Source organism: Aquabacterium fontiphilum, from assembly GCF_009909205.1.
GTDB lineage: Bacteria > Pseudomonadota > Gammaproteobacteria > Burkholderiales > Burkholderiaceae_C > Aquabacterium > Aquabacterium fontiphilum.
Genome location: NZ_JAAAPN010000003.1, coordinates 110,386 through 135,149, shown reverse-complemented (window position 1 = coordinate 135,149; position 24,764 = coordinate 110,386). Strand labels below are relative to the sequence as shown.

Annotated in this window: 20 protein-coding genes, 1 tRNA gene and 1 pseudogene; 5 read left to right on the top strand and 17 right to left on the bottom strand. The window is 65.1% G+C overall.

Going from position 1 to position 24,764, the window contains the following annotated elements; all coding sequences use genetic code 11:
- Positions 1-30: 30 nt before the first annotated feature.
- Entirely contained in the window at positions 31-1,506 is a 1,476-nt protein-coding gene (nusA, locus tag GTZ97_RS04395; RefSeq protein WP_161649310.1) for a transcription termination factor NusA, read from the bottom strand.
- Entirely contained in the window at positions 1,503-2,177 is a 675-nt protein-coding gene (locus GTZ97_RS04390; RefSeq protein WP_161649550.1) for an LSm family protein, read from the bottom strand. The genes nusA and GTZ97_RS04390 overlap by 4 nt, the downstream gene beginning before the upstream one ends.
- Before the next feature lie 266 nt (positions 2,178-2,443).
- Here GTZ97_RS04390 and fabI point away from each other — a divergent pair, with 266 nt between their 5' ends.
- Positions 2,444-3,235: an enoyl-ACP reductase FabI gene (gene fabI, locus GTZ97_RS04385; RefSeq protein ID WP_161649309.1), complete on the top strand. Its 792-nt coding sequence runs from the start codon at positions 2,444-2,446 to the stop codon at positions 3,233-3,235.
- Positions 3,236-3,255: 20 nt separating this feature from the next.
- Positions 3,256-3,537 (top strand): DUF4404 family protein, encoded by a 282-nt coding sequence (locus GTZ97_RS04380; RefSeq protein ID WP_161649308.1) that lies wholly within the window; start codon positions 3,256-3,258, stop codon positions 3,535-3,537.
- 19 nt (positions 3,538-3,556) lie between these two features.
- Here the strand turns inward: GTZ97_RS04380 and GTZ97_RS04375 are convergent, their stop codons facing one another.
- From GTZ97_RS04375 to GTZ97_RS04355, 5 genes are read right to left on the bottom strand one after another with little or no spacing between them, the layout of a single operon-like run.
- Complete coding sequence (locus tag GTZ97_RS04375) at positions 3,557-5,458, bottom strand: dipeptide ABC transporter ATP-binding protein (protein ID WP_161649307.1); 1,902 nt, start codon at positions 5,456-5,458, stop codon at positions 3,557-3,559.
- A 9-nt stretch (positions 5,459-5,467) separates the two neighbouring features.
- Positions 5,468-6,928 (bottom strand): ABC transporter permease, encoded by a 1,461-nt coding sequence (locus GTZ97_RS04370; RefSeq protein WP_161649306.1) that lies wholly within the window; start codon positions 6,926-6,928, stop codon positions 5,468-5,470.
- 12 nt (positions 6,929-6,940) lie between these two features.
- On the bottom strand, positions 6,941-7,924 hold the full coding sequence (locus GTZ97_RS04365) for an ABC transporter permease (protein ID WP_161649305.1): 984 nt from the start codon (positions 7,922-7,924) through the stop codon (positions 6,941-6,943).
- Positions 7,924-10,155, bottom strand: coding sequence for an ABC transporter substrate-binding protein (locus GTZ97_RS04360; RefSeq protein ID WP_161649304.1), 2,232 nt, complete (start codon positions 10,153-10,155; stop codon positions 7,924-7,926). The genes GTZ97_RS04365 and GTZ97_RS04360 overlap by 1 nt, the downstream gene beginning before the upstream one ends.
- Before the next feature lie 16 nt (positions 10,156-10,171).
- On the bottom strand, positions 10,172-11,152 hold the full coding sequence (locus tag GTZ97_RS04355) for an LD-carboxypeptidase (protein WP_161649549.1): 981 nt from the start codon (positions 11,150-11,152) through the stop codon (positions 10,172-10,174).
- A gap of 169 nt (positions 11,153-11,321) precedes the next feature.
- Between GTZ97_RS04355 and GTZ97_RS04350 the strand changes: the two genes are divergently transcribed.
- Complete coding sequence (locus GTZ97_RS04350; protein WP_161649303.1) at positions 11,322-12,245, top strand: CysB family HTH-type transcriptional regulator; 924 nt, start codon at positions 11,322-11,324, stop codon at positions 12,243-12,245.
- 34 nt (positions 12,246-12,279) lie between these two features.
- Here GTZ97_RS04350 and GTZ97_RS04345 read toward each other — a convergent pair whose 3' ends face one another.
- From GTZ97_RS04345 to GTZ97_RS04325, 5 genes are all read right to left on the bottom strand, one after another.
- Positions 12,280-13,350, bottom strand: coding sequence for a sulfate/molybdate ABC transporter ATP-binding protein (locus GTZ97_RS04345; RefSeq protein WP_161649302.1), 1,071 nt, complete (start codon positions 13,348-13,350; stop codon positions 12,280-12,282).
- A complete protein-coding gene (gene cysW, locus GTZ97_RS04340) occupies positions 13,347-14,225 on the bottom strand; it encodes a sulfate ABC transporter permease subunit CysW (protein WP_161649301.1) in 879 nt (292 codons plus the stop codon). The genes GTZ97_RS04345 and cysW overlap by 4 nt, the downstream gene beginning before the upstream one ends.
- A gap of 11 nt (positions 14,226-14,236) precedes the next feature.
- The gene (gene cysT, locus GTZ97_RS04335) at positions 14,237-15,082 is read right to left on the bottom strand and encodes a sulfate ABC transporter permease subunit CysT (RefSeq protein ID WP_161649300.1); all 846 of its coding nucleotides are present in this window, start codon (positions 15,080-15,082) and stop codon (positions 14,237-14,239) included.
- A 17-nt stretch (positions 15,083-15,099) separates the two neighbouring features.
- Positions 15,100-16,116 (bottom strand): sulfate ABC transporter substrate-binding protein, encoded by a 1,017-nt coding sequence (locus tag GTZ97_RS04330; protein WP_161649299.1) that lies wholly within the window; start codon positions 16,114-16,116, stop codon positions 15,100-15,102.
- 216 nt (positions 16,117-16,332) lie between these two features.
- Complete coding sequence (locus GTZ97_RS04325) at positions 16,333-17,379, bottom strand: sulfate ABC transporter substrate-binding protein (RefSeq protein WP_201748169.1); 1,047 nt, start codon at positions 17,377-17,379, stop codon at positions 16,333-16,335.
- Between the two features lie 677 nt (positions 17,380-18,056).
- On the opposite strand from GTZ97_RS04325, the gene GTZ97_RS04320 reads away from it, so the two are divergent.
- Entirely contained in the window at positions 18,057-19,106 is a 1,050-nt protein-coding gene (locus GTZ97_RS04320) for a M14 family zinc carboxypeptidase (RefSeq protein WP_161649298.1), read from the top strand.
- Positions 19,103-19,750: pseudogene (locus tag GTZ97_RS04315) on the top strand (alpha/beta fold hydrolase); the annotation flags it as partial. The gene GTZ97_RS04320 and the pseudogene GTZ97_RS04315, both read left to right, overlap by 4 nt.
- Positions 19,751-19,769: 19 nt before the next feature.
- Here the strand turns inward: GTZ97_RS04315 and GTZ97_RS04310 are convergent.
- The 5 genes from GTZ97_RS04310 to GTZ97_RS04290 all read right to left on the bottom strand — a co-directional run bounded on the left by GTZ97_RS04310 (position 19,770) and on the right by GTZ97_RS04290 (position 24,732).
- Entirely contained in the window at positions 19,770-20,774 is a 1,005-nt protein-coding gene (locus GTZ97_RS04310) for a recombination-associated protein RdgC (protein WP_161649297.1), read from the bottom strand.
- A gap of 56 nt (positions 20,775-20,830) precedes the next feature.
- Positions 20,831-20,923 (bottom strand) — tRNA-Ser (locus GTZ97_RS04305).
- Between the two features lie 65 nt (positions 20,924-20,988).
- Positions 20,989-22,245: an aspartate kinase gene (locus GTZ97_RS04300; protein ID WP_161649296.1), complete on the bottom strand. Its 1,257-nt coding sequence runs from the start codon at positions 22,243-22,245 to the stop codon at positions 20,989-20,991.
- A 99-nt stretch (positions 22,246-22,344) separates the two neighbouring features.
- On the bottom strand, positions 22,345-23,754 hold the full coding sequence (gene tilS / locus GTZ97_RS04295) for a tRNA lysidine(34) synthetase TilS (protein WP_330863546.1): 1,410 nt from the start codon (positions 23,752-23,754) through the stop codon (positions 22,345-22,347).
- A 6-nt stretch (positions 23,755-23,760) separates the two neighbouring features.
- Positions 23,761-24,732 carry an acetyl-CoA carboxylase carboxyltransferase subunit alpha gene (locus GTZ97_RS04290; protein WP_161649295.1) on the bottom strand — a complete coding sequence of 324 codons (972 nt, stop codon included), beginning with the start codon at positions 24,730-24,732 and terminating at the stop codon, positions 23,761-23,763.
- Positions 24,733-24,764 lie beyond the last annotated feature (32 nt).

The following is a 24,764-nucleotide window of genomic DNA, read 5'->3' as shown; positions in this document are numbered from 1 at the left end:
AAGGTGTGGCGGCGTCGGGGGGACGGGGGATCAGGCGAACCAGTGTTCGCGTGCCTTGAGGATCAAGGCACGGGCCTGCTCCTCGGAAACCCCGGTCATGTCGGTGAGCTCGTCCACCGCCAGGTCAGCCAGGTCGTCACGGGTATGGATGCCGGCTTCAGCCAGCTTGGCAATCAGTTCAGGGGTCAGGCCGTCCATGCCTTTGAGGCTTTCGGACAGCGCTTCGACCTCTTCTTCCTTGGCGATTTCCATCGTCAGCAGCGCGTCCTTGGCACGATTGCGCAGCTCGTTGACGGTGTCTTCGTCAAAGGATTCGATCGCCAGCATTTCCTGGATGGGCACATAGGCCACTTCCTCCAGGCTGGTGAAGCCTTCGGCGATCAGGATGTCGGCCACCTCTTCGTCCACATCCAGCTTGTCGACAAACAGCTTGCGGATGTTTTCGGATTCGGCGGCCTGCTTCTGCGCCGATTCCTCGGCGGTCATGATGTTGATGCGCCAGCCGGTCAGGTCCGAGGCCAGACGCACGTTCTGGCCGCCACGGCCGATGGCGATCGCCAGGTTCTCTTCATCGACCACGACATCCATCGCGTGCTTTTCTTCGTCGACGAAGATGGACTGCACATTGGCGGGCGCCAGCGCGCCGATGACGAACTGCGCCGGATCGTCCGACCACAGCACGATGTCGACCCGCTCGCCGGCCAGCTCGTTGGTCACGGCGGTCACGCGCGAACCGCGCACGCCGACGCAGGTACCGATGGGGTCGACGCGCTTGTCGTGCGACAGCACGGCGATCTTGGCGCGCGAGCCGGCATCACGCGCGCAGCTCTTGATCTCGAGCAGGCCCTGTTCGATCTCGGGCACTTCCTGACGGAACAGCTCGATCATGAAGTCGGGCGACGAGCGCGACAGCATGATCTGCGGGCCGCGCTGGGTCGGGTCGACGCCCAGCATGTAGGCACGCACGCGGTCGCCCGAACGGAGGTTTTCCTTCGGGATCATCTCGTTGCGCTTGAGGCGACCTTCCACGCGCCCGGATTCGACGATCACATCGCCCTTGTCCAGACGCTTGACGGTCCCCACAAAGATCTTCTCGCCGCGCGAGAGGAAATCGTTGAGCAGTTGCTCACGCTCGGCGTCGCGGATCTTCTGCAGGATGACCTGCTTGGCAGCCTGGGCGCCGATGCGACCGATGGGCACGGACTCGACCGTCTCTTCGATGTAGTCGCCTTCGTCGATGTCGGCGATGCGATCGCGGGCATCCGACAGGATTTCCTCGGCGTCCGGGTTCTGCAGACCGGCTTCGTCGGGCACGACCAGCCAGCGGCGGAAGGTTTCGTATTCGCCACTGTCGCGGTCGATGGCCACACGGATGTCGACCTCACCCTGGTAGAGCTTCTTGGTGGCCGACGCCAGCGCCAGTTCGACGGCGCCAAACACCACGTCGCGATCCACGCTCTTCTCGCGGGAGATCGCATCCACCAACATCAGCAATTCGCGGTTCATTTCTTCTGACCTCCGAGTTCTTCCGCCTCATCAACGGCAACCTGACCTGCTGCAGATGCATCTGCAGCTCTGCGCCCTTTGAAACTCACGACGGGCACCAGACGCGCCTCGCGGATTTCATCGAGCGTGAATCCCATGACCTGATCGACTTCCTGCTCGGGCAGGGTCTCGCCCAGCGCGGCGGCCCGAGCCTCTTCCTTGGCCTTTTTCTTTGCCGCAGTGCGCGACACAGGCTGGCGCGGCACGGCAGGCGGCAGGATCAGCCCCCAGGCCAGCCCGGCCTCGATTGCCTCGGGCGCGCCATCGGGAGACGCGCACAGCACGCCGGTGTAACGCTTGCGACCCTGAAAAGGATGCTTGAGCGCAATCTCGATTTCTTCGCCCACGAAGCGCGCGAAATGCGCCGGCGTCTTCAGCGGCCGATCAACGCCAGGCGAGGACACCTCAAGCCGGGCATAGTCCGCATCGACCGTCTCCAGTGCATACTGCAGCTGACGAGTGACCTTCTCGCAATCTTCGACCGTGACCAGATCGCCGGGCGAATCGTAGGTCTGCCCAGGCAGCCGGTCGATGTACACGCGCAGCAACCCGTGTGAACTGCGTTCGCAGTCCACGAGTTCAAATCCGAGACCCGTGACGGTGCTCTCGATGAGGGTCAGCCAGGATGCCATCCAGTCGAAAATGCGTCGAGCAAAAAAAATGGGCTGGAAAAATCCGCCCAGACGTGAAAACACGAGACGAACTGCTTCAGCCACCACCACAATCTGCCGCAATGCAGCGAGATGGGCGGCTGCCACCAAAGTAGCGCAGCTGAAGAGCCAAACCCGCATTTTATCCTGAGGAATCGTCTCGGGCAAGGCTTGTTCCCGAAATTCCTGTTGCGTGGCGCGTCCGTGCCAGAATTCGGGATTGACCCAACCATTCGACTGGAGCGTTCATGGGATTCCTTGCCGGCAAGCGCCTGCTGATCACGGGCTTGTTGTCCAACCGTTCGATTGCGTATGGCATCGCCAAGGCCTGCCACCGCGAAGGGGCCGAGCTGGCGTTCAGCTATGTGGGCGAGCGTTTCAAGGACCGCATCACGGAATTCGCCAAGGAGTTCGGCACCGAGCTGGTGTTTGATTGCGACGTCGGCAGCGACGAGCAGATCGACGCGATGTTCAAGGAACTCGCCAAGACGTGGCCGACCTTCGACGGCTTTGTTCACTCCATCGGCTTTGCGCCTCGCGAGGCGATCGCTGGCGATTTCCTGGAAGGCCTGTCGCGCGAGTCGTTCCGCATCGCGCACGACATTTCGGCCTACAGTTTTCCGGCCATGGCCAAGGCGGCCCTGCCCTATCTGAACCCGAACGCCGCTTTGCTGACGCTGACCTACCTCGGCGCTGAACGCATCGTGCCGGCTTACAACACCATGGGCCTGGCCAAGGCCTCTCTGGAAGCCAGCGTGCGCTACACCGCCGCAAGCCTCGGCCCCAAGGGCATCCGCGCCAACGGCATTTCGGCTGGCCCGATCAAGACCCTGGCCGCCTCAGGCATCAAGGGGTTCAGCAAGATCCTCAGCATCGTGGAAGAAAACGCGCCACTGCGGCGTAACGTCACGATCGAAGACGTCGGCAATGTGGCTGCGTTCCTGCTGTCTGACCTGGCAGCTGGCGTCACGGCCGAGATCACCTATGTCGACGGCGGCTTCAGCCACGTGATGGGTGGCCTGGACGCCGCGGGCGAGTGACCCAGAGTCAGGAGCACACCATGGAACGTCAAGAACTGAGCCGACTGCTGGACGCGCTGCGCGCGGAGCTGGAATCGGGCAAGCCGGTGGATGCGGACCTGCGCGCCTCCCTGGCTGCACTGGATGGCGACATCCGCAAGGTGCTGGCCGAACCGGCGCCCGTGGCGCCCACCGCGGAGGGTGAATCGGGCGACCTCACCGAGCGCGCCCGCGAACTGGAGGCCCGCTTCGCCGCGGACCACCCCTACCTCACCTCGGCGCTCAACGACCTGCTCGATCGCCTGGGCAAGATGGGCATCTGAGCCCGCGCGGCCGCCGGCGTCAGCGCGGCGGCCGCGGCACCGCCGCCATCAAGGTCTGGGTATAGACCTCGCGCGGCGCATCGAGCACCTGCGCCGCGGGGCCGCTTTCCACGACGCGGCCGCCCTGCATCACCACGACCTCATCGGCCAGGTAGGCCACCACGCCCATGTTGTGCGTGATGAACAGCAGGCCCAGGCCCAGTTGCGTCTGCAGTTCACGCAGCAGGTTGAGGATCTGGGCCTGCACCGACACATCCAGCGCCGAGGTAGGCTCGTCGCATACCAGCACGCGCGGCTCGACCGCCAGGGCTCGTGCGATCGCCAGCCGCTGGCGCTGGCCACCCGAAAACTCGTGCGGAAAGCGGCCCAGTGCGTCACGCCGCAGCCCCACCCGCTCGACCAACTCGCCGACACGCTGCAAGCGTGCGGCCGCATCCAGATCTGGACGCAAGGTCAGCAGACCCTCCTGAAGAACATCGGCGACGCGCATCCGAGGGTTTAGCGAGGCGAACGGGTCCTGGAACACCATCTGGATCGCCCGGCGGGCTGCCATGAGCGCGGGCCCGTGCAGGGCGAACAGGTCTCGACGCTGCCCGTCAACATCCAGCCAGGCCTGCCCGCGCACGTCAACCTGCGGCTGGCCGCGCAGCAGCTGCACGATCGCGCGCCCGGTGGTGGTCTTGCCACAGCCGGACTCGCCCACCAGCGCCAGCGTCTGGCCTGGACGCACACTGAAGGAGACATCATCGACCGCCTGGACGCGATGCGGGCGGCGCCACAGGCCCCCACCGGACGCGAACGCCACGCTCAGGCCTTCTACCGCCAACACCGGCGATGACGCGCTGACCGCCTCACCGGTGAAGCGGGGGGCTTGCTGGGCGGCGGCCTCCAGGGCTGCGCCTCCGCCGGACGACCAGCCTCCAGACGGCGATGCCGCTTCAGAAGGGGCCACCGGATACAGGCAGCGCACCACGGCTTCGCCACCCATGGCGGACAGCTGCACCAGCGTCTTGCGGCAATCCGGCTGAGCGCGAGGACAACGGTCAGCAAAGCGGCAACCCTCGAAGCGCTGCCACAGCGGTGGCACGGTGCCGCCGATGGCGGTCAGCGGCTGGCCCTTGCGCCGGGCGTCTGGCAGAGCATCCAGCAGCATGCGTGCGTAAGGATGGCGGGGCGCTGCGAAAAAGGCCGCGGCGGGCGCCTCTTCCACTACCTGCCCCGCATACATCAGCGCGACCCGATGGGCCATACCCGCCACGACGGCGAGATCGTGGGTGATGAGCAGCAGGCCCAGGCTGCGCTCCTGCTGCAGGCGCTTGAGCAGATCCAGCACCTGCTTCTGGATGGTGACATCCAGGGCGGTGGTCGGCTCATCGGCAATCAGGAAAGGTGGCTCGGCTGCCAGCGTCATGGCAATCATGACGCGCTGCTTCTGGCCGCCGCTCATCTCGAACGGATAGCTGTCGATGCGTCGCTCGGGCTCAGGGATGCCCACCCTATCCAGCCATTCGATGGCCTTGCGCCGCGCGCTGGCGCCGCGCAGGCGAGTGTGCGTCTCGATCACCTCGACGATCTGGTCGCCCACGCGCATCACCGGGTTGAGGCTGGTGGCGGGCTCTTGAAAGATGATGCCCACCTTGCCGCCGCGCACCCGTCGCATATCGGCTTCGGTGAGGCCCAGCAACTCGGTGGGCTTGGCGTCAGGCGCCTCGGTGCCCAGGTCGATCTGGCCGCGTGAGACCCAACCGTTGTCCGGCAACAGCCGCATCAGCGCCAGCGCCGTCATGCTCTTGCCGCAGCCCGATTCGCCCACCAGCGCAAAGGTTTCGCCCCGCCGGAGCGTGAGGCTCATCCCGTCGAGGGCCCGAACCAGCCCTGCGTCCGAGGCCAGCGACACCTGAAGGTCATGCACATGCAGCATCTCGGCTCCTCAGCGTGCGGGCGCCAGCAGGCGACGCACCGGGCGCACCACACGGGCACGCGGATCGAAGGCGTCGCGCACCGCGTCGGCAAACAGGTTGGCGGCCAGCACGATGGTGACCATGAACACGAAGGCCGCAGCGAACGACCACCAGACGATGGGGTCGCGCGCCATCTCCATGCGGGCCTGGTTGATCAGGCCGCCAAAGCTGTTCATGGCCGGATCCACCCCCACACCGACATAGGACAGCACAGCCTCATACAGGATCAGGCTGGAGAACTCGAGCACCGTCGTGATCAGCACGAGGTGCATCACATTGGGCAGGATGTGGTGGCGCATGATGCGCCAGGGGCTGGCCCCGAAAGCCACCGCGGCCTGAACAAACTCGAGTTCGCGCAGCTTGAGCGTCTCGGCCCGCAGCAACCGGCACAGGCCGGCCCAACCCGTCAGGCCCAGGATCAGGCAAAGCAGGAAAATCTTGAGGTCGGCCCGCTCCAGCCCGGTTTCGAACAGCTCGGGGTTCTTGTCGAGAAACACCTGAACCATGAGGACACAGGCGGCAATCAGCAGGATGTTGGGCACCGACGACAGCACGGTGTAGATGTACTGAATGACATCGTCGACCCAGCCCTTGAAGTAACCCGCGGCAATACCCAGCAGCAGGGCCAGCGGCAGGGTGGCCAGACTGGCGAGCCCACCGATGACGAAGGCGGTGCGCACGCTCTTGAGCGCCTGATAGAGCACGTCGTTGCCCGTGCGGTCCGTGCCGAGCACATGGTAGCCCTGACCCCAACTCAGCGCCACGCACCAGCCAGCCACGAGCAGCAACGCACTCAGTGCCCACCAGGCCGCGCCCCATGCCAGCGCATCACCGGCCTGCGCGGCCGCTCGCGACTGTCTACGCTGCAGCCTGAGCAGCGGCCAGCGCAGCAAGCCTGCCACCATCAGCGCCGACGCCGTTCCCAAGCTCAGGCGCAAGGCGATGTCGCCAGCCCACTGGCCATCAGGATCAGTCAGGCCGGCGCCACCGTGTTTGAGCCGAGGAAACGCCCGGGGCGGCAGCTTGGGCACGCCAAACTCATCCAACTCCGGCTTCACACCGGCTGGCAGAGGCACGGATTCCTTTAAGAAGCCGTGCGTTGCCCAGGGGCGGGAGTAGCTGTTCTCCCGGCTTTGAATCAGCTTTGCCAGCGCCAGATCGAGCACCGACTCGGTCCGCGCATCGTAAGCCCTCACACTGCCCTCCACCAGCGGCAGCGCCCGGCGGAAGTGAATGCTGTCAGCCAGCGTGATCACCAGCATGGACAGCAGCACCACGGCCGAGGCCATGGCAGCCGGACGCGTGAAGACCCGACGCCAGGTGGCCCGCAACGCCTGATCTCGGCGCACGACGCGCGCATACAGCAACACGCCCAACACCATCAGCCACATGACCACGTCGGTCCACAGCACGACAAACTTGAAACCCATGTCCGTGCCCCCTCACTGCATCCGCACGCGCGGATCGGCCCAGGTGTAGACCACATCGATGAGGATGTTGGTCAGGATGTACAGCACCGAGCCGAGGAAGACCATGGCCCGGACGATGGCGAAATCCTGGCTGCCGATGGCATCAATCGTGTAGGCGCCCAGCCCAGGGATGCCGAAGAAGCTTTCGGTCAGGAGCCCGCCCATGAACAGCCCCGGCAAGGCGCTGCCCGCACTGGTGATGATGGGCAGGGCCGCATTGCGCAGCACATGGCGCCCTAGCACCACCGTCTCGCCCAAGCCCTTGGCGCGCGCGGTGCGCACGTAGTCCTTGCTGACTTCTTCCAGAAACAGCGTGCGGTAGAAACGGGCCTGCCCGGCGAGGCTGGCCACCACCATCAAGCCAATGGGCAGTACCAGAAAGCGTGCCGCGTCCAGCCCGCTGGCATAGCCCGACACCGGCGCCAGCATGGCCTGTTTGGCGAACAGGAACTGCCCGACGATGATGTAGAAAAGCGCCGAGATCGACATCATCACCACGCAGACAACCACACCCCAGAAGTCGACCGGCAACCCTCGGAACATCACCAACCACAGCGACAGGATGACGCTGGCCAACAGACCCAGGATGAAGATCGGCACGGTCAGGCTGAGACTCACCCCCATGCGCTGCCGAATCTCGTGGCCGATGTCGCCTCCTGCAGCGTTGTCGGCCCGCCCGAAATCGAAGACGAACAGCGAGACGGATCGCTCCCAGAAGACGGTCTCCGTCAGGCGTGCACTCCCCTGGGCTTCGGCGTTGTACAGCATGGGCTTGTCATAGCCCCGCTCTGCCTTCCACTTGTCGATCTGGTCCTGCGTGACGCGTTTGCCGCCCAGATTCAGGCGGGCCATGTCATCGGGGGTGTTGACGGTGAAGAACAACACGAAGGTGATCAGGTTCACCCCGATCAGGATCACGAAGCCATACGCGAGGCGCCGCAACACATATGACAGCATCAGCCAGCCTCCGACGTGTGCAAGGGGTCGACCCGCCCTGTCTGGCGCTCCCGTGCCCGGAACACCGAGCGCGCGCCCCAGGCCATGGCCACCAGGACCGCCAGCAACACCGCCAGCGGCCAGTAAACAGGACGGTTCCACTCGGCCAGGCTGCGGGCGCGGTCCTCGACATTCAAGCGCTTGTATTGCCCTTGATCGCGCACCATGATGCTGGGCTTGCCGTTCTTTACCCAATGGTGGTAGGCCCCGGAGGCGTACGGGAAGTAGCCCCAGGACCATGGCGCATCTTCTTGCAGGATCTTGACCATCTGGTCGATCACCGCCTGCTTTTCCGGGCCGTCTTCCATGAACCGCAGACGCGCAAACAGCCGGTCGTACTCGGGATTCTGATAGTTGGCCGCATTCTCGCCGTCGTTGATCGACTTGGCGCCCGGGCCGTAAAGCAAAAACAGAAAGTTCTCGGCATCGGGATAGTCGGCCAGCCAGCCCCAGGTGATGATCTGGTGCTTGCCACGCCGCACCTTGTCCTGGAACTGGTTGTAGTCGGTCGCACGCACCTCGAGCTGGACGCCCAGCTTGGCAAACTGCTTGGTCATCCAGTCGAGCATGGGTCGGTTCTCTGGCGAAGGCGGACGCCCATAGTCGTAGTTCAGTACGAGCGGCCTGCCGGTGCGCGCATCGCGCCCGTCAGGGTAGCCAGCCTCGGCCATCAGGCGGCGCGCTTCTTCCAGGCCCCGCCGCACCACCAAGCCATTGACGCGGTGATGGGTGACCGGATTGATGCCCTGCGGGCTGCCATGGCGTGAACCGAACACCCCACCCGGTAACGGGCCGTGCGCCACTTCACCGGCCGCTCTGGGAAACAGGCGGTTGAACTCATCCCAGTCGATCGCAATGGACAAGGCCTGGCGCAGCTTGCGGTTGCGCGCGCGCTGCTCGGGCGTGTCGCCCTGCCCCACGACCGGGTCAAGCCAGTTGAAGGCCAGGTAGCTGACCGACAGGTCCACAGTGCGTGCCAGCACGATGCCCTTGCGCTCGAACTCCTCGCGGAAGCGGTCCGAGTCTTCAGTCTGAATCTTGTAGGCATTGCCATAGCTCATCTGATCGAACTCGGGCACATCCAGGTAGCCCTGGCGGAACTTCGCATCCTGCGACACCCCCTCCTTCTCGATTGTGAACACCAGCGTGTCAATGAAGGGCATGGTCTTGCCGCAATCGGCCAGGCGGCCTTCGTCGCGGTCTTGCTGCGTGCCCTCACAGGGATAGGGCTCACCCCGGTAATGCGGATTGCGCTTGAGCACGTGCCGGCGATCCTGCTGGTACGCCCACATCATGTAGGGCCCGGTGCCCACCGGCCAGGTATTCAGCGACAACCCGTTGTCAGCCATGCCGGGCTGGGCATAAAAGGCATCGGCCTCCCAGGGAATCGGCGCCAGAAAGGTCATGGCGAGCCAGTAAGACCACTGCGGGTACTTGCCCTTGATGCGGATGCGCAACGTGTGGCTGTCCAGTGCCTGAGCGCCCTCCAGCGGCCACTGGCGAAAATCCAGAAAGGGCTTGTCGCGCGCGGTTGCGGGCAGCCCAGCACGCAGCTTCTTGTCTTCCTCGCGTACCCGCTTGCCATAGGCCTCCAGGCCCACGACGTACTCAGCGAACTTGCCGAATACCGGCGCCACGGTGCGGGTGGTGGCGTGGCGCTTGATGGCGTAGACGTAATCCTCGGCCACCAGTTCGCGCGTGCCCTGGTGTTCAAAGTCCCATGGGCTGCGACGTTTGCCCAACTCCTCTGCCTTCAGCGCGTGGTAGCGCAATCGGCCCTGCTCGTCTCGCGCGAACGCCGGGTGCGGCGCAAAGCGGATGCCCGGCTTGATGCGGATGTCATAGACGCTCTCGGCGATCTGGTCGACCGGCGCCCCAGCAGGCAGCTCGCGCCCCTGCGCATCGAGGTAGCGCGGCTGCGCCACTTCGACGGCCGTCTTGGGAATCAGCTCATAAGGCCGCTTGAGGTAGTGATAGCCGTAAAGCGGCTCGTAGATCTGATAGGTGTAAGGCGTCTCGTTGCTGCTGTAGGACGAGGTCGGATCCAGATAGCGCGGCGAGTTGCCGCTGAACGCGGTGTACAGCGTGTTCTCTGCCGCCGCACCATCGGGGTACGGGCTGTTGTTGCAGCCCGTCAGCGACAGCACGATGAGCAGCTTCAGAGGAAGAAGCAGAGCGAACAGGCGTTTCATGACTGCATTGTGCGGTTCACCACAGAATCAGCGCATCGCGGTCTTCCACGATCAGGCGCGCCCGCCGGCCCACCGGCAGGCAGACCTTGGTCGGAACATGCCCGAAGGGCAGACCCGTCAGCACCGGCACCTTCAGCTGGCTGCGGATGTAGGCAAGCATCTGCTTGAAGTTGTACCCCCGGTCCAAAGGCGAGGGCTTGTAGGCCGTGAACGAGCCCAGCACCACGGCCTTCTGATTGGCGAGCACGCCGGCCTGGAGCAACTGCAGCAGCGCGCGCTCAGTGCGATAAGGGTGCTCGTTGACATCCTCCAGAAACAGGATGCCGCCCTTGACGCGCGGGAAATGCGGGGTGCCGAGCAGGGCCTGGACCACACTGAGGTTACCGCCCCACAGTCGGCCCTGTACCTCCAGGCCGTCGAAGCCAGCCTCGCTCCGAAAGCCCACCGCCTCGAGCTCGCCCTGCATGGCCTCGACAAAGCAGTCCTGCGTGACGTCATCGCCGCCCAGCGGGTCGTCGGCCAAGCCGAAATCGCCGCATGCCATGGGTCCAGCCCACAAGCCAGCCGTGACGCCCTCACCGGGCGACACCGGGCCGCCAGCGCCGTGGGCCAGTGCCGCCAGATGCAGGGCCGTCACATCGCTGTAGCCGACCCAGGCCGTGCCGCGCTCGATGCTGCGGCCGATGCGGGCCCAGTCGATCACATCGAGCAGCCGGCTCAGGCCGTAGCCACCGCGTGTGGCCAGCGCCACGGCAGGTGCGGCGTCGGCCACCCGGTACACAGCGGCCAGCCGCTCGCTGTCATCGCCTGCAAAGCGCTGGCGGCGCGCCAGGGCTGAAGGGTCCAGCGCGGCGTCAAAACCCAGTTGCTTCAGGCGCTTGACCGCGCGGCGGGCAGCCGCAACCTCGGGCACCACCCCAGCCGGGCTGAACACAAGCAGAGACGCTGACGCATGGGTATCCGACACATTGACCTCGCAAGCCGCTGCCACATGCAGCGTCTGCAAGTCTACGTGCGGATGCACCCTGAGCAGCGCAGCGGCATCCACCGGTTTCAGCGACGCCACGCAACAAAAGAAAACCGCATAACATTAGAACAAAACAGTCGTTATGCGCATATATGAGGCGCCGCACAATGAGTTCGGTGTCGTCGTATCGATTCGCACCATGAACTTTCAGCAACTGCGCTCCGTGCGCGAAACCGTCCGCCAGGGCTTCAACCTCACCGAGGTAGCGCATGTGCTGCACGCGTCTCAGCCAGGCGTGAGCCGACAGATCCGCGAGCTGGAAGACGAGCTCGGCGTCGAACTGTTCGTCCGCTCGGGCAAGCGCCTGCTGGGCCTGACCGAACCGGGGCAGCACGTCTTGCCCGTGATCGAACGCATGCTGCAGGATCTGGACAACCTGCGGCGCGCGGCCAGCGACTTCGCCGCCACGCATGCAGGCCCGTTGTCGGTGGCTGCCACCCACTCACAGGCCCGTTATGCCTTGCCGGCAGCGGTGCGCGACTTCCGGCAGCTGTACCCTGCCGTCACGCTCAACCTGCACCAGGGCTCGCCACGCCAGGTGGCCGAGATGCTGCTCAGCGGCGAGGCCGACATCGGCATTGCCACCGAAGCCCTGACGCAGTACAGCGAGCTCGTTACCCTGCCCTGCTATCGCTGGACACACAGCGTGGTGGTACGCCCCGATCACCCCCTCGCCGACGGGCAGCCGTTGACGCTGAGCCGGCTCAGCCGGCATCCGTTGATCACGTATGACGCTGGCTACACCGGCCGCTCACACATCGACACCGCGTTCGAGCAGGCGGGGCTCACGCCCTCGATCGTACTCAGCGCCATGGACGCCGACGTGATCAAGACCTATGTGGACCTGGGGATGGGCGTGGGCATCGTGGCGTCGATCGCCTACGACGAGCAGCGCGACAACCATCTTGTGGCCATCGACGCAGGGCACCTGTTTGCCGTCAACACCACGCGTCTGGCCTTCAAGCGCGGTCGCTTCCTGCGCAGCTACGTGTATGCCTTCATCGAGGCGTTCGCGCCACCGCTGACCCGCGCTGTGGTGCAGGAAGCCATCGACGCGGCGTGACCCGCGCCGGCTTCGGCCGGCGCGGGATGCGCGCTCAGATCATCGTGGCCGGATCCGACTCGACAAAACCGCCGTTGCCACTGGCCGGGTCAAACCGACGCAGGCGGCGCGGCTTGAGGTAGGCCCGCGAGCCCACCGCCAGCACGCCGCTGTCGCGCAAAGCCTGGAACTCGCCGCGAGGCAGCTCCACATCGATTTCGCCGCGGCCATCTTCGCGACGAAACTCAAGCCGCGTGTTGGGCCCGACCGTCAACGCATGCACCAGCGAGACGGTGACACTGCCGGCCTCTTCGCGCGCCAACACCTGGATCTCATGCGGTCGCACATAGCTCACGGCGTCGGAAGCCGTCGTACCCGGCGCATGGTCGCGGCCATGGAAGAGATTCACATCACCCAGAAACTCCAGCACAAAGGGGGTGGCGGGGTGGTCGTACACCTCATCGGGCGAGCCCACCTGCTCGATGCGGCCCTGGTTCATGACGACGATGCGGTCGGCCACTTCCATGGCCTCTTCCTGATCATGGGTGACGAAGACGCTGGTGATGTGCATCTCGTCATGAAGCCGGCGCAGCCAGCGGCGCAGCTCCTTGCGCACCTTGGCATCCAGTGCGCCGAAGGGTTCATCCAGCAGCAACACCTTGGGCTCGACCGCCAGGGCGCGGGCCAAAGCGATACGCTGACGCTGGCCGCCTGACAACTGGTGCGGATAGCGATCGGCGATCCAGTCCAGCTGCACGAGCTTGAGCAGGTCGTGCACCTTCTTCTGGATCACCGCCTCGGACGGACGCAGCTTCTTGGGGCGCACGCGCAGGCCAAAAGCGACGTTCTCGAAAATCGTCATGTGACCAAACAGCGCGTAATGCTGGAACACAAATCCCACCTGCCGCTCGCGCACGGCCACGTCGGTGGCGTCTTCGCCGTTGAACAACACGGCGCCGCCATCTGGCTGCTCCAGGCCAGCGATGATGCGCAGCAGCGAGGTCTTGCCCGAGCCAGATGGGCCCAACAACGCCACCAGTTCACCGGAGGGCACCTGCAGGTTCAGGTTGTCACACACCGTGACCGACCCGAATCGCTTGACCAGGTTACGGATTTCAATGCTCATGCGGTTGCTCCAGCAGACTTCGCCTGGGCCAGCTGCTGCTGCACCCGACGTTCAACAATGTATTTGAGGACCAGCGTCACCAGTGCCAGGCTGGCCAGCAGTGAGGCCACGGCAAAGGCGGCGGCAAACTGGTACTCGTTGTAGAGGATTTCGATGTGCAGCGGCATGGTGTTGGTCATGCCTCGGATGTGGCCCGACACCACCGACACCGCCCCGAACTCGCCCATCGCCCGCGCGTTACACAGGATCACCCCGTACAGCAGCGCCCACTTGACGTTGGGCAGCGTGACCTTCCAGAAGGTCTGCCAGCCAGAAGCGCCCAGGACGACGGCCGCTTCTTCCTGCTCGAGACCCTGCGCCTGCATCAACGGGATCAGTTCACGCGCCACGAACGGAAAGGTGATAAAGATCGTCGCCAGCACGATGCCCGGCACCGCAAAAATGATCTTGATGTCGTGCTCCATCAGCCACGCGCCGAACCAGCCCTGCAGGCCGAACACCAGCACATAGATCAGGCCCGCAATCACCGGTGACACCGAGAACGGCAGATCAATGAGCGTCAACAACACGCTCTTGCCGCGGAAGTCGAACTTGGCGATCGCCCAGGCGGCTGCCACGCCGAAAACCAGGTTCAGCGGCACGGAGATGGCTGCCGCGATCAGCGTGAGCTTGATGGCCGACAGCGCATCGGGCTCGACCACCGCCGCGAGATAGACGTCCCACCCCCGCTTGAACGCCTCGAAAAACACCGAGACCAGCGGCAGGAACAAGAACAGGCTCAGGAAAACCAGGGCCAGCGAAATCAACAGCCAGCGCACCCACGCGGGCTCGCGCGTGGCGGCAGACAGACGGTTTTGAGGCAATGCGCCACTCATGGTGATTCCTTTCAGACCTTGCCTTGACGGTGGCGCGCCCACGCCTGCAGGCCATTGATCGCCAGCAGCAGCAGGAAGGACATCACCAGCATCACCACGGCAATGGCGGTGGCGCCCGCGTAGTCATACTGTTCCAGCTTGGTGATGATGATCAGCGGCGTGATCTCCGACACCATCGGCATGTTGCCTGCGATAAAGATGATCGAACCATACTCGCCAAGCGCCCGCGCGAAAGCCAGCGCGAAGCCCGTCAACAAGGCTGGCATCAGAATCGGAAAGATCACGCGGCTGAAGGTCTGCCAACGACTTGCGCCCAGCGTGGCCGACGCCTCTTCCAGCTCGCTCGAGACATCCTCCAGCACCGGTTGAACTGTGCGCACCACAAAAGGCAAGCCGATGAAGGTCATGGCTACGAACACCCCAAGCGGGGTGAATGACACCTTGATGTCGGCCAACGCGAGATACTGACCGATCCAGCCGTTGGTGGCATACAGGCCCGTCAGCGTGATCCCCGCCACCGCGGTGGGCAAGGCAAACGGCAGGTCAACGAGCGCATCCACCACCCGCTTGCCCCAGAACCGATACCGCACCAGCACCCAGGCGACCAGCAGGCCCGCGAACGCGTTCAGCAGGGCGGCTGCAAATGCCGAGCCGAAAGTGAGGCGATAAGTGGCCACCACCCGCGGCGTGGTCACAGTATCGATGAACTCCGTCCAGCTCAGCGTGGCCGTTTTCAGGAAGGTCGCGCTGAGGGGAATCAGCACGATCAGGCTCAGATACAACAAGGTCATGCCCAGCGCCAGGTCGAAGCCGGGCAGGACCGTGTGACGGCGCAGCAGCGCCTTTCTCAACAACATCTTGGCCCCTTGAAAGCTCAGCGAGCCCGCGCAGCTGTGATCTGGTCGTAGATGCCACCATCATTGAAGTGCTCAGCCTGGGCCTTGCGCCAGCCGCCAAACGCTTCGTCCACGGTGAAGGTTGGCACCTTCGGGAAGCGGCTGGCGTTCTGTGCCAGCAGCTCGGGCGAGCGGGGACGCAGGTTGTGCTTCACGGCAATACGCTGCCCCTCTTCCGACCACAGCCAGCGCAGGTAGGCCTCGGCCTCGCGACGCGTACCCTTCTTGTCCACCACCCGGTCGACCACGCTCACTGGGTTCTCTGCCAGGATGGTCGACTTCGGATAGACCACCTGGTAATCACCACCAAACTCTGCCTTGATCAGGGGCACCTCGCTTTCGAAGGTCACCAGCGCGTCGCCGATGCCCCGTTGTGCGAAGGTGGTGGTGGCCGCTCGGCCGCCACCATCGAACACCGGGACATTCGCAAACATGCGTTGCACCAGTTGGCGTGCCTGGGCGGCGTTGCCGCCCGACTTGATCACCGAGCCCCATGCGGCCAGATAGGTGTAGCGGCCATTGCCGGAGGTTTTGGGGTTCGGGATGACGACCGAGACACCACTGCGGGCCAGATCGCTCCAGTCCTTGATGCCCTTCGGATTGCCGGGTCGCACCAGGATGACGGTCACCGACGCCGTGGGCGCACTGCCGTTCGGCAGTCGCTTGGCCCAATCTGCAGGGATCAGCTTGGCGCGGTCATGCAGCATGTCGATGTCGATCGCCTGATTCATGGTGATGACATCAGCCTCAAGGCCTGCAATCACGCTGGCGGCCTGCCGGCTGGAGCCGCCATGGGACTGGTTGATCGTCAGGTTCGCACCATTCGTCTGCCGCCAATGGCGCTGGAAGGCGGCGTTGTAGTCCTTGTAGAACTCACGCGAGACGTCATAGCTCACGTTGAGCAGCGTGGCCTGCGCAAATGAGGGACCTACGGCCAACGACAACAAGGTGGCTCCGATCAGCTGCCTGAGCGACACATTGGACAGAAAACGCATGACTACTCCTCGGTTCGATGCAATTCGCGAATGCTAGAGCGGAAGCGCCCAAGGCCAAAACCACTTTTCTGGTGTTGCTCATGCGCGCAGCGCATAAAGAGATCATCAACATCGCGCGCTGACGGCCTGCGGCGGCGGTTCTGGTACTCCAACAAAAAAAGGAGGGCTTGCGCCCTCCCGATATCCTGCGTCACACCCCTTACCCTCTGACGCTCCTCATCGCTTGGTGTAGATCTGATCGAAGATCCCTCCGTCTGCAAAATGCGTGCGCTGCGCCTGCGCCCAGCCGCCAAACAGCTGGATGTCGAACAGCGCAAGCTTGGGGAACTGGTTGGCGTAGCGCGCGGCCACCGCGGGATCACGTGGCCGGTAGTAGTTCTGCGCAGCAATGATCTGGCCTTCCGTGCTGTAGAGGAACGCCAGATAGGCCTTGGCTGCAGCCACCGTGCCTTTGCGCTCGGCCACCTTGTCGATCAGCGCCACCGGTGGCTCGGCCAGGATGCTGATGCTCGGCACGACGATGTCGAACTTGTCCGACCCCAACTCCTTCACCGCCAGGAAGGCTTCGTTCTCCCAGGCCAGCAGCACATCGCCGATGCCGCGCTCGACGAAGGTCGTGGTCGACCCACGCGCGCCGGCATCCAGCACCGGCACGTTCTTGAACACATCGGCCACAAAGCGCTGTGCCTTGGCCGCATCGTTGTTGTGCTTCTTCAGGGCATAGCCCCAGGCCGCCAGATAGTTCCAGCGCGCGCCGCCCGAGGTCTTGGGGTTGGGTGTGATCACCTGCACGCCTGGTTTGGCCAGGTCGTCCCAATCCTTGATGCCCTTGGGATTGCCCTTGCGCACCAAGAACACGATGGTCGAGGTGTAAGGCGTGCTGTTGTGCGGCAGACGCTTTTGCCAGTCCGCAGGCAGGAGCTTGGCTTTCTCGGCGATCTCATCGATGTCGTAGGCCAGGGCCAGCGTCACAACATCGGCCTCCAGCCCGTCGATCACAGCGCGCGCCTGCCGACCCGAACCGCCGTGCGATTGTCTGACCGACACCGTCTCACCCGTACGGGCCTTCCAGTGGGCGGCAAAGGCCTTGTTGAAGTCCTGGTAGAGCTCGCGGGTCGGGTCGTACGACACATTGAGCAGGGTCACATCTCTGGCGTGGGCGACCACAGGCGCCAGAGCAGCCCCTCCCAGCAAAGCACCCCCCACCACCGCAGCGACGGTTCGAGCCAAGGTACGACGGCGTGTTGACAGCAGACGGTTCATCGTGGACAGCCATGTGTTGTTGAGCGATGAAGGGATCGTAGCCACATGCCCTCATTCGACAAACGAATCAAAATGCGCATCGACATGCACAAAACGAGAGAGCGCGTGCCTACGGTCCACATGCACGACACCGCTACCACGCGCACCTGCCGGCGCAGACGAGAGGCTGGCCCATCGTCTTCTTCGTTCACGGCAGCGGATGGCGGCATGGCGACAGGGCGGGCCGCGGCCACGTCATGTGCGCAGCGCGGGCTGTTCGAGCGGACGTCTGCTGCCGTGTCTGTGCCGGCGCAGGTGATGCCGATCGACAAAAGCCACCGGCAGATCAATGTCGAGCTGGGAGAGGATCCGGTCTACACCAGGCGTGTCGACCCCAGGCGGTCGACCGGTTTCTTGACGCGCTGCCGGGCTTCAGACGCCCGGGCGGCTGAGCCACGTGCGCCCGAGGCGGCACCGCGCCAGGGCGGCCCATTCCTGCATGCCTGCCAGCACCGCAAAGCAGATGGCCGCACTGCGGTAGGCCAGTGAACGTGTACGCCGAGTCAACATGGGCGGGAGCTTGCCGGCCGATCATGACAGTCGCATGACACCTGCACGCTCATGCACCCGCCCGGGGTGTCGCCAAACTGACATGTTGGCCAGGCAAGCTCGGCAGTTTTGCCCCGAGCCGCGCCACTGTGCAGCCCATCCGTCCGACCGAACTGGAACAACTGGATCGCTTGATCGAGCTGGGTGGGCCCCATGTTCAGACGCAGCGTCTGTGCGCGGTCCAGGCCAATGGCCGCGAACTGGGCGTCACCGCGGTGATGCTGGGCGCAGCCGACCCGACACTGCCTGCCGTGGCTTACGTGGGCGGCGTTCACGGCCTGGAGCGCATCGGCGCCGAGGTGGTGCTGGCCCATCTGGCCAGCGTGGTGCAGCGCCTGCGTTGGGACGACCTGCTGCACCAGTTGCTCGGCCGGTTGCGCATGGTCTTCGTGCCCATGGTCAACCCGGGTGGTCTGCTGCTGGGCACACGCGCCAACCCGCAGGGCGTGGATCTGATGCGCAACGCGCCCGTGGACGCCCAAGACCCTGTGCCCTTTCTCATCGGCGGCCAGCGCTGGAGCGCCACCCTGCCGTGGTACCGCGGCCCCATGGGCGCACCCATGGAGCCTGAAAGCGAGGCACTGTGCCGTCTGGCCGGGCAGGAGCTCTTGCCCCGCCCCTTCAGCCTGGTGGTGGACTGCCATTCGGGCTTCGGCATCCAGGACCGGATCTGGTTTCCGTTCGCGCACACGCGCCGCCCCATTGCGCACCTGGCGGAGCTGCATGCCCTGCACCGCGTGTTCCAGCAGACCCACGCCCACCATCACTACGTGTTTGAGCCACAGAGCCTTCAGTACCTCGCGCATGGCGATTTGTGGGATCACCTCTACCTGCAACAGCGGCAGAGGCACCCAGCCGGCATCATGCTGCCGCTGACACTGGAGATGGGCTCGTGGCTGTGGGTGAAGAAGAACCCGCGACAGCTGTTCAGTCGCCATGGCATCTTCAACCCCTTGATTGCCCATCGACAGCAGCGGGTGCTGCGGCGCCACATGGGGCTGCTCGATTTCATGGCCCGTGCCGCGGCCAGCCATGCGCGCTGGCGCCCCGCCCCATCAGACCGGGATCTGCACCACCGCCAGGCGCTCGCGAGGTGGTATGACAGTCACCCGCGGGGCTCGACGGGAGGCCATCCATGAGCACCTGGTTGCTGCTACGCGGGCTGACCCGAGAACAAGGCCACTGGGGTGACTTCCTGCCCCGTCTGCGCGAGGCGCTGCCGGCAGGCGATGTGGTGCTCACGCCCGACCTGCCTGGCAACGGCACCTTGTGCCAAATGCGAAGCCCGGCCACCGTGGCCGGCATGCTGGAGGCCTGCCGCGCCCAACTGGCTGACGCGGGTCACGCACCGCCGTATCACGTCGTCGCCATGTCTCTGGGCGCCATGGTGACCGTGCACTGGGCCCACACGCATCCGGAGGAGCTGGCCTGCGCCGCACTGATCAACACCAGCCTTCGGCCGTTCAGTCCGTTCTGGCATCGGCTGCGGCCCGCGAACTACCCACGCATCCTGCACTTGCTGCTGACGCAACCGCCCCCACACGCCATGGCGGCCACCATCCTCGCGATGACCGCCAACCACCCCGCGGACCGCGCGGGCACGCTCGCTCACTGGGCCCACCTGAGCGCCCGCCATCCCGTCTCAGCCGCCAACGCGGTGCGCCAACTCTGGGCAGCTGCGCGCTATCGCGCCCCGCGCGCGCGCGCCAGCGTGCCCATGCTGCTCATCAACGGCGCAGGCGACCGCTTGGTGCATCCAGACTGCACGGCTGTGCTGGCGCGCGCATGGGGGTTGCCCATGCTCAGGCATCCCACGGCGGGGCATGATCTGCCGCTGGATGCGCCGGACTGGCTGGTGACGCAGTTGCTGCTGTGGGCGCAGACGCAGGCGCACCAGGCACCTGGGCCGACTGCCCCATCTGCTGCTCACCACCCAAGGCCTCCACCAGATCAGGAATGAGCTCGATCAGCTCACCGGTCACGATGGCCACATCGCCTTCGAAACCTTCTGCCCCTTCGGCCTTGCCCTGCTCCAGCACCACATCGAGCAAGGCCAGCTTCTTGAGCTGCATGGACTCGGTCAGCACGAACGAACACCGATCGCGCCAGGTCAGCGCCACACGCGTGGGCATCTTGCCGCCGGTGATGTGCTGGCGCACCTCGTCGGTGTCCAGCGGGTGGCGGGCGTAGCGCACCACCGCCTTGGTGGCGTCGGGCGCCTTCAGTTCGCACTCGCGGTCAATGGTGAAACCATAAGGCGACTCGCCTGTGCCCAGCCAGTGGGCCATGGCCACAGCGGGCGACATCTCGGTCTGGACGAGCGACAGCGCCAAGCCATCGATCAACTTGATCAGCAGCGTGACCACCTCGTCGGCACGCGCCTGGCTGCCCGTGTCCAGCATCAGCAAACGCTCGCGCGGCGCCAGCCACACCCAGGTGGACGACTGCTTGGTGAAGGCGCGGGGCAGCAACTCGTGCAGGGCCTGCTCCTTGAGCTCTTTGCCCAGCTTCTTGCCGGGCTTGCGTCCGGTGGTCTGCTCGATCTCGCGGGCCATCTCGTCGACCCGGCGCTTGACCACCGAGCCGGGCACCACGCGCTGCTCGGTCTGCAGCCGCATCACCCAGTGCCCGCCCACCAGTTCGAGCAGAGGCGCATGGGCCTCGCCGCGCGGCTCGACCCAGCCCGATGATTTCTGCTGCGTGGCACCGCAAGGCAGAAAGCGCGCTTGCGCCAGGGCATCTTCGACCGCGGCTGCGTCGGATGACCAGCCTTCGCCGATCCGGTACACCGTGAGATTCTTGAACACGTTCCGTCCTTCGACACAAAAGAAAACGCCCCTGACGAATCAGGGGCGCTCTGTCTTGGCGGAGACGAAGGGATTCGAACCCTTGATGCAGGTTTTGCCCACATACTCCCTTAGCAGGGGAGCACCTTCGGCCTCTCGGTCACGTCTCCAACAACCCGCGCATTCTAGCCCGAAAAGCGTGCATTCCGGGCGTTGCGCGTCAAAACAACGGCCATCAGGCCTTCGCTTCGTCCAGGCCAAAGGCCTTGTGCAGCGCGCGCACGGCCAGTTCCATGTACTTCTCGTCGATCACGACCGAGGTCTTGATCTCGGAGGTGGTGATCATCTGGATGTTGATGCCCTCGTCCGACAGCGTCTTGAACATGGTCGAGGCGATGCCCACGTGGCTGCGCATACCGATGCCCACGATGGACACCTTGCAGATCTTGGGGTCACCCACGATCTCACGCGCGCCCAGCGCCGGCTGGACCTGGGCCTGCAGCAATTCCATGGTCTTGGCGTAATCGCCGCGCGGCACGGTGAACGAGAAGTCCGTCTTGCCGTCGTGCGAGACGTTCTGGATGATCACGTCCACATCGATGTTGGCCTCGGCCACCTTGCCCAGGATCTGGTAGGCGATGCCGGGGGTGTCGGGCACGCCGACCACGGTGATCTTGGCTTCGTCGCGGCTGAACGCGATACCGGAAACAACGGCTTGTTCCATGTCTTCGTCTTCCTCAAAACTGATCAGGGTGCCCGACTTGGCTTCCTCAGCCAGATCGATGTCCCAGGGCGTGAAGCTCGACAGCACGCGGGTCGGCACGCGGTACTTGCCGGCGAACTCCACCGAACGGATCTGCAGAACCTTGGAGCCCAGCGAGGCCATCTCCAGCATTTCTTCGAAGCTGATGGCCTTGAGGCGGCGGGCTTCCGGCACCACGCGCGGGTCGGTGGTGTAGACCCCGTCAACGTCGGTGTAGATCAGGCATTCATCGGCCTTCAGCGCGGCCGCCACGGCCACGGCCGAGGTATCCGAACCGCCACGGCCCAGCGTGGTGATGTTGCCATCCGGATCCACGCCCTGGAAGCCGGTGATGATGACCACCTTGCCGGCATTCAGGTCGGCGCGCACGCGGGCGTCGTCGATGCTTTCGATGCGGGCCTTGGTGAAGGCCGAATTCGTCTTGATGGGCACCTGCCAGCCAGCGTAGCTGACGGCGTCCATGCCTTCGGCCTGCAATGCGATGGCCAGCAGGCCCACCGACACCTGTTCGCCGGTGGACGCAATCATGTCGAGCTCGCGCGGGCTCGGCCGCTCGGACAGTTCTTTGGCCAGGCCCAGCAGGCGGTTGGTCTCACCGCTCATGGCCGAGGGCACGACCACGATCTGATGACCCGCCCGCACCCACTTGGCCACGCGCTTGGCCACGTTGCGGATGCGCTCGGTCGAGCCCATCGACGTGCCGCCGTATTTGTGAACGATCAGTGCCATGTCGGATGTGTGGAGGAAAAAACGGCGCAGAACGCGCGCCATCAAACCCGACATTCTAGCCCGCCAGCGGCCCGAGTCGCCAGCCGACACCGAACGTTGTCAGAATGAGGGAGAGTCGGCGTCAGGCCCCGGGTGCCACTGAATGGCCCACTGAGGCGCGCCATCCGGCATGCGCCAGCGCGCATCCACGCCCAGCCCGGGCACGAACACCAGCGCCTCGCCCGCCCACAGGGGCGCGCCCGCCCGCTCCCAGGCCGGCACGCCCGCAGTCTGGAACTGCTTCTTCAAGGCGCGAGGCGGACGCCCGGCGCCGGCCTGCCATTGCTCGCCGCCCTGTCGCGGCCGCGGCCGCAGCGTGGGCAGCACGCGCGGGTTCAGGCCGCCAGAAACCGCGGGCCGAACTTCATAGCATCCGGGTGCACCAGCAAACCGCCACACACCTTCCCCGAGCATGCCACCCGCGGCCGCCTGGACCGGCTCGCCGAATGCCAGTGCGTCACCGAAGCCAGGCGCAGCAGGGGCGCAGACCAGCGCGCCACGGTAGAGCGACAAGCCCACTGCCGGCCAACGCGCCGCCGCGCCCTCGTCAAGCAGGCGCGGCAACTCATCTGCCAGACGCCGCACCCATGAGGCAGACAGCCCGCTGCCCGAGCACTGTCGGTACCAGTGCCGCAAGGATTCGCGACGCAAGGCGGCTGGCCACTGACGCCATGCCGCCAGTGGCCAGGCGCCGGCCTGTCCGCCCAACGCCGCTTGCCTCGCCTGCCCAACCTGTTCGCCCGCCCACGCCTGTACGACCTCGGCGGCATCGGCCGCGCAGGCAGCCGTCTGGGACAACGCCGTTTCCAGATGCGGAAAGGCCTGCGCCAACACCGGCCACACGGCCAGCCTCAACCGGTTGCGGGCGTGGCGCGCGTCTGCGTTGCTGTCATCTTCGATGTGGCGTACGCCGTGCAGCCGCACGTAGGCCTCGACCTCCTCACGTGGGCGGTCCAGCCACGGGCGGGCCCAGGCCACGCCGCCACGCCACGCCAAACGCGGCATACCGGCCAGCCCGGCCACACTGGCGCCGCGCAGCGCCTGCAGCAGAACGGTTTCGGCCTGGTCACGGCGGTGATGAGCCAACAGCAGCAGCGAGGCCCCCAGTTCGTCGCACATCGCATGCAGGGCCTCGTGTCGCAGCCTTCTGGCGGCCGCCTCCAACCCCTCGGACGAGCCCCGCGGCACACACACATGCCGCACGCGCGCCGACACTGGCCAGCCGCGCGCCTGCCAGTCCTGGCAAGTGCCCTCCACATGGGCCCACCAGTCGTCGGCATGGGCACTCAGGCCATGGTGAACATGCAGCGCCCAGACCTGGATGGGCGGCTGCCCAGGCCCCTCGCGGGCCAGTTCGGCGGCCACCCGCACAACGGCGTGCAGCATGGCCATCGAGTCGCGGCCACCACTGCAGGCCACCGCCACCGCCAGGGGCGCCAGATCAGACACAGCCGACGCCTCGGGCGCCACGGTGCCTCAATGCTCTTTGGTGTCGTTGAAGCGGCCGTAGCTCTGCAGGCGCTCGTAACGTGTCTGCAGCAGATCCTTGACCTTGAGGTCGCTGACCTGACGCAGCGCGTCATTCAGCGCGCGCTTGAGGTTGGCTGCGGCCTGCTTGTGATCGCGGTGGGCGCCGCCCACGGGCTCGCTGATGATTTTGTCGATCAGGCCCAGCGCCTTGAGGCGATGCGCCGTGATGCCCAGCGCCTCGGCGGCATCCGACGCCTTGTCGGCCGTCTTCCACAGGATCGAGGCACAGCCCTCCGGCGAAATGACCGAGTAGACCGAGTACTGCAACATCAGCACCTGATCGGCCACACTGATGGCCAGCGCGCCGCCCGAGCCACCTTCACCGATGATGGTGGTGATGATGGGCACTTCGAGCTTGGCCATCTCGAAGATGTTGCGGCCAATGGCCTCGGACTGGTTGCGCTCTTCGGCGCCGATGCCAGGATATGCGCCAGGGGTGTCCACAAAGGTGAACACGGGCAGACCGAACTTCTCTGCCGTCTGCATCAGGCGCAGGGCCTTGCGGTAGCCCTCGGGCCGCGACATGCCGAAGTTGCGCGCGGCGCGCTCCTTGGTGTCGCGTCCCTTCTGGTGGCCCACCACCATGCAGGGCTGGCCATTGAAACGGGCCAGTCCGCCAACGATGGACTGGTCGTCCGCGAAATGGCGGTCGCCGTGCATCTCCTGGAAGTCGGTGAACAGCTCGTTCACGTAGTCCAGCGTATACGGCCGCTGCGGGTGGCGCGCGATCTGCGTCACCTGCCAGGGGGTCAGGCTCGCATAGATGTCCTTGGTGAGTTGCTGGCTCTTCTTGCTCAGGCGGTCGATCTCTTCAGAGATGTCGACGGCCGACTCGCTTTGCACGTAGCGCAACTCTTCGATCTTCGATTCGAGCTCAGCGATCGGCTGCTCGAATTCCAGGAAATGCCGTTTGCTCATGACAAACATCCTTTCATGTTGGCGCGGTGGCG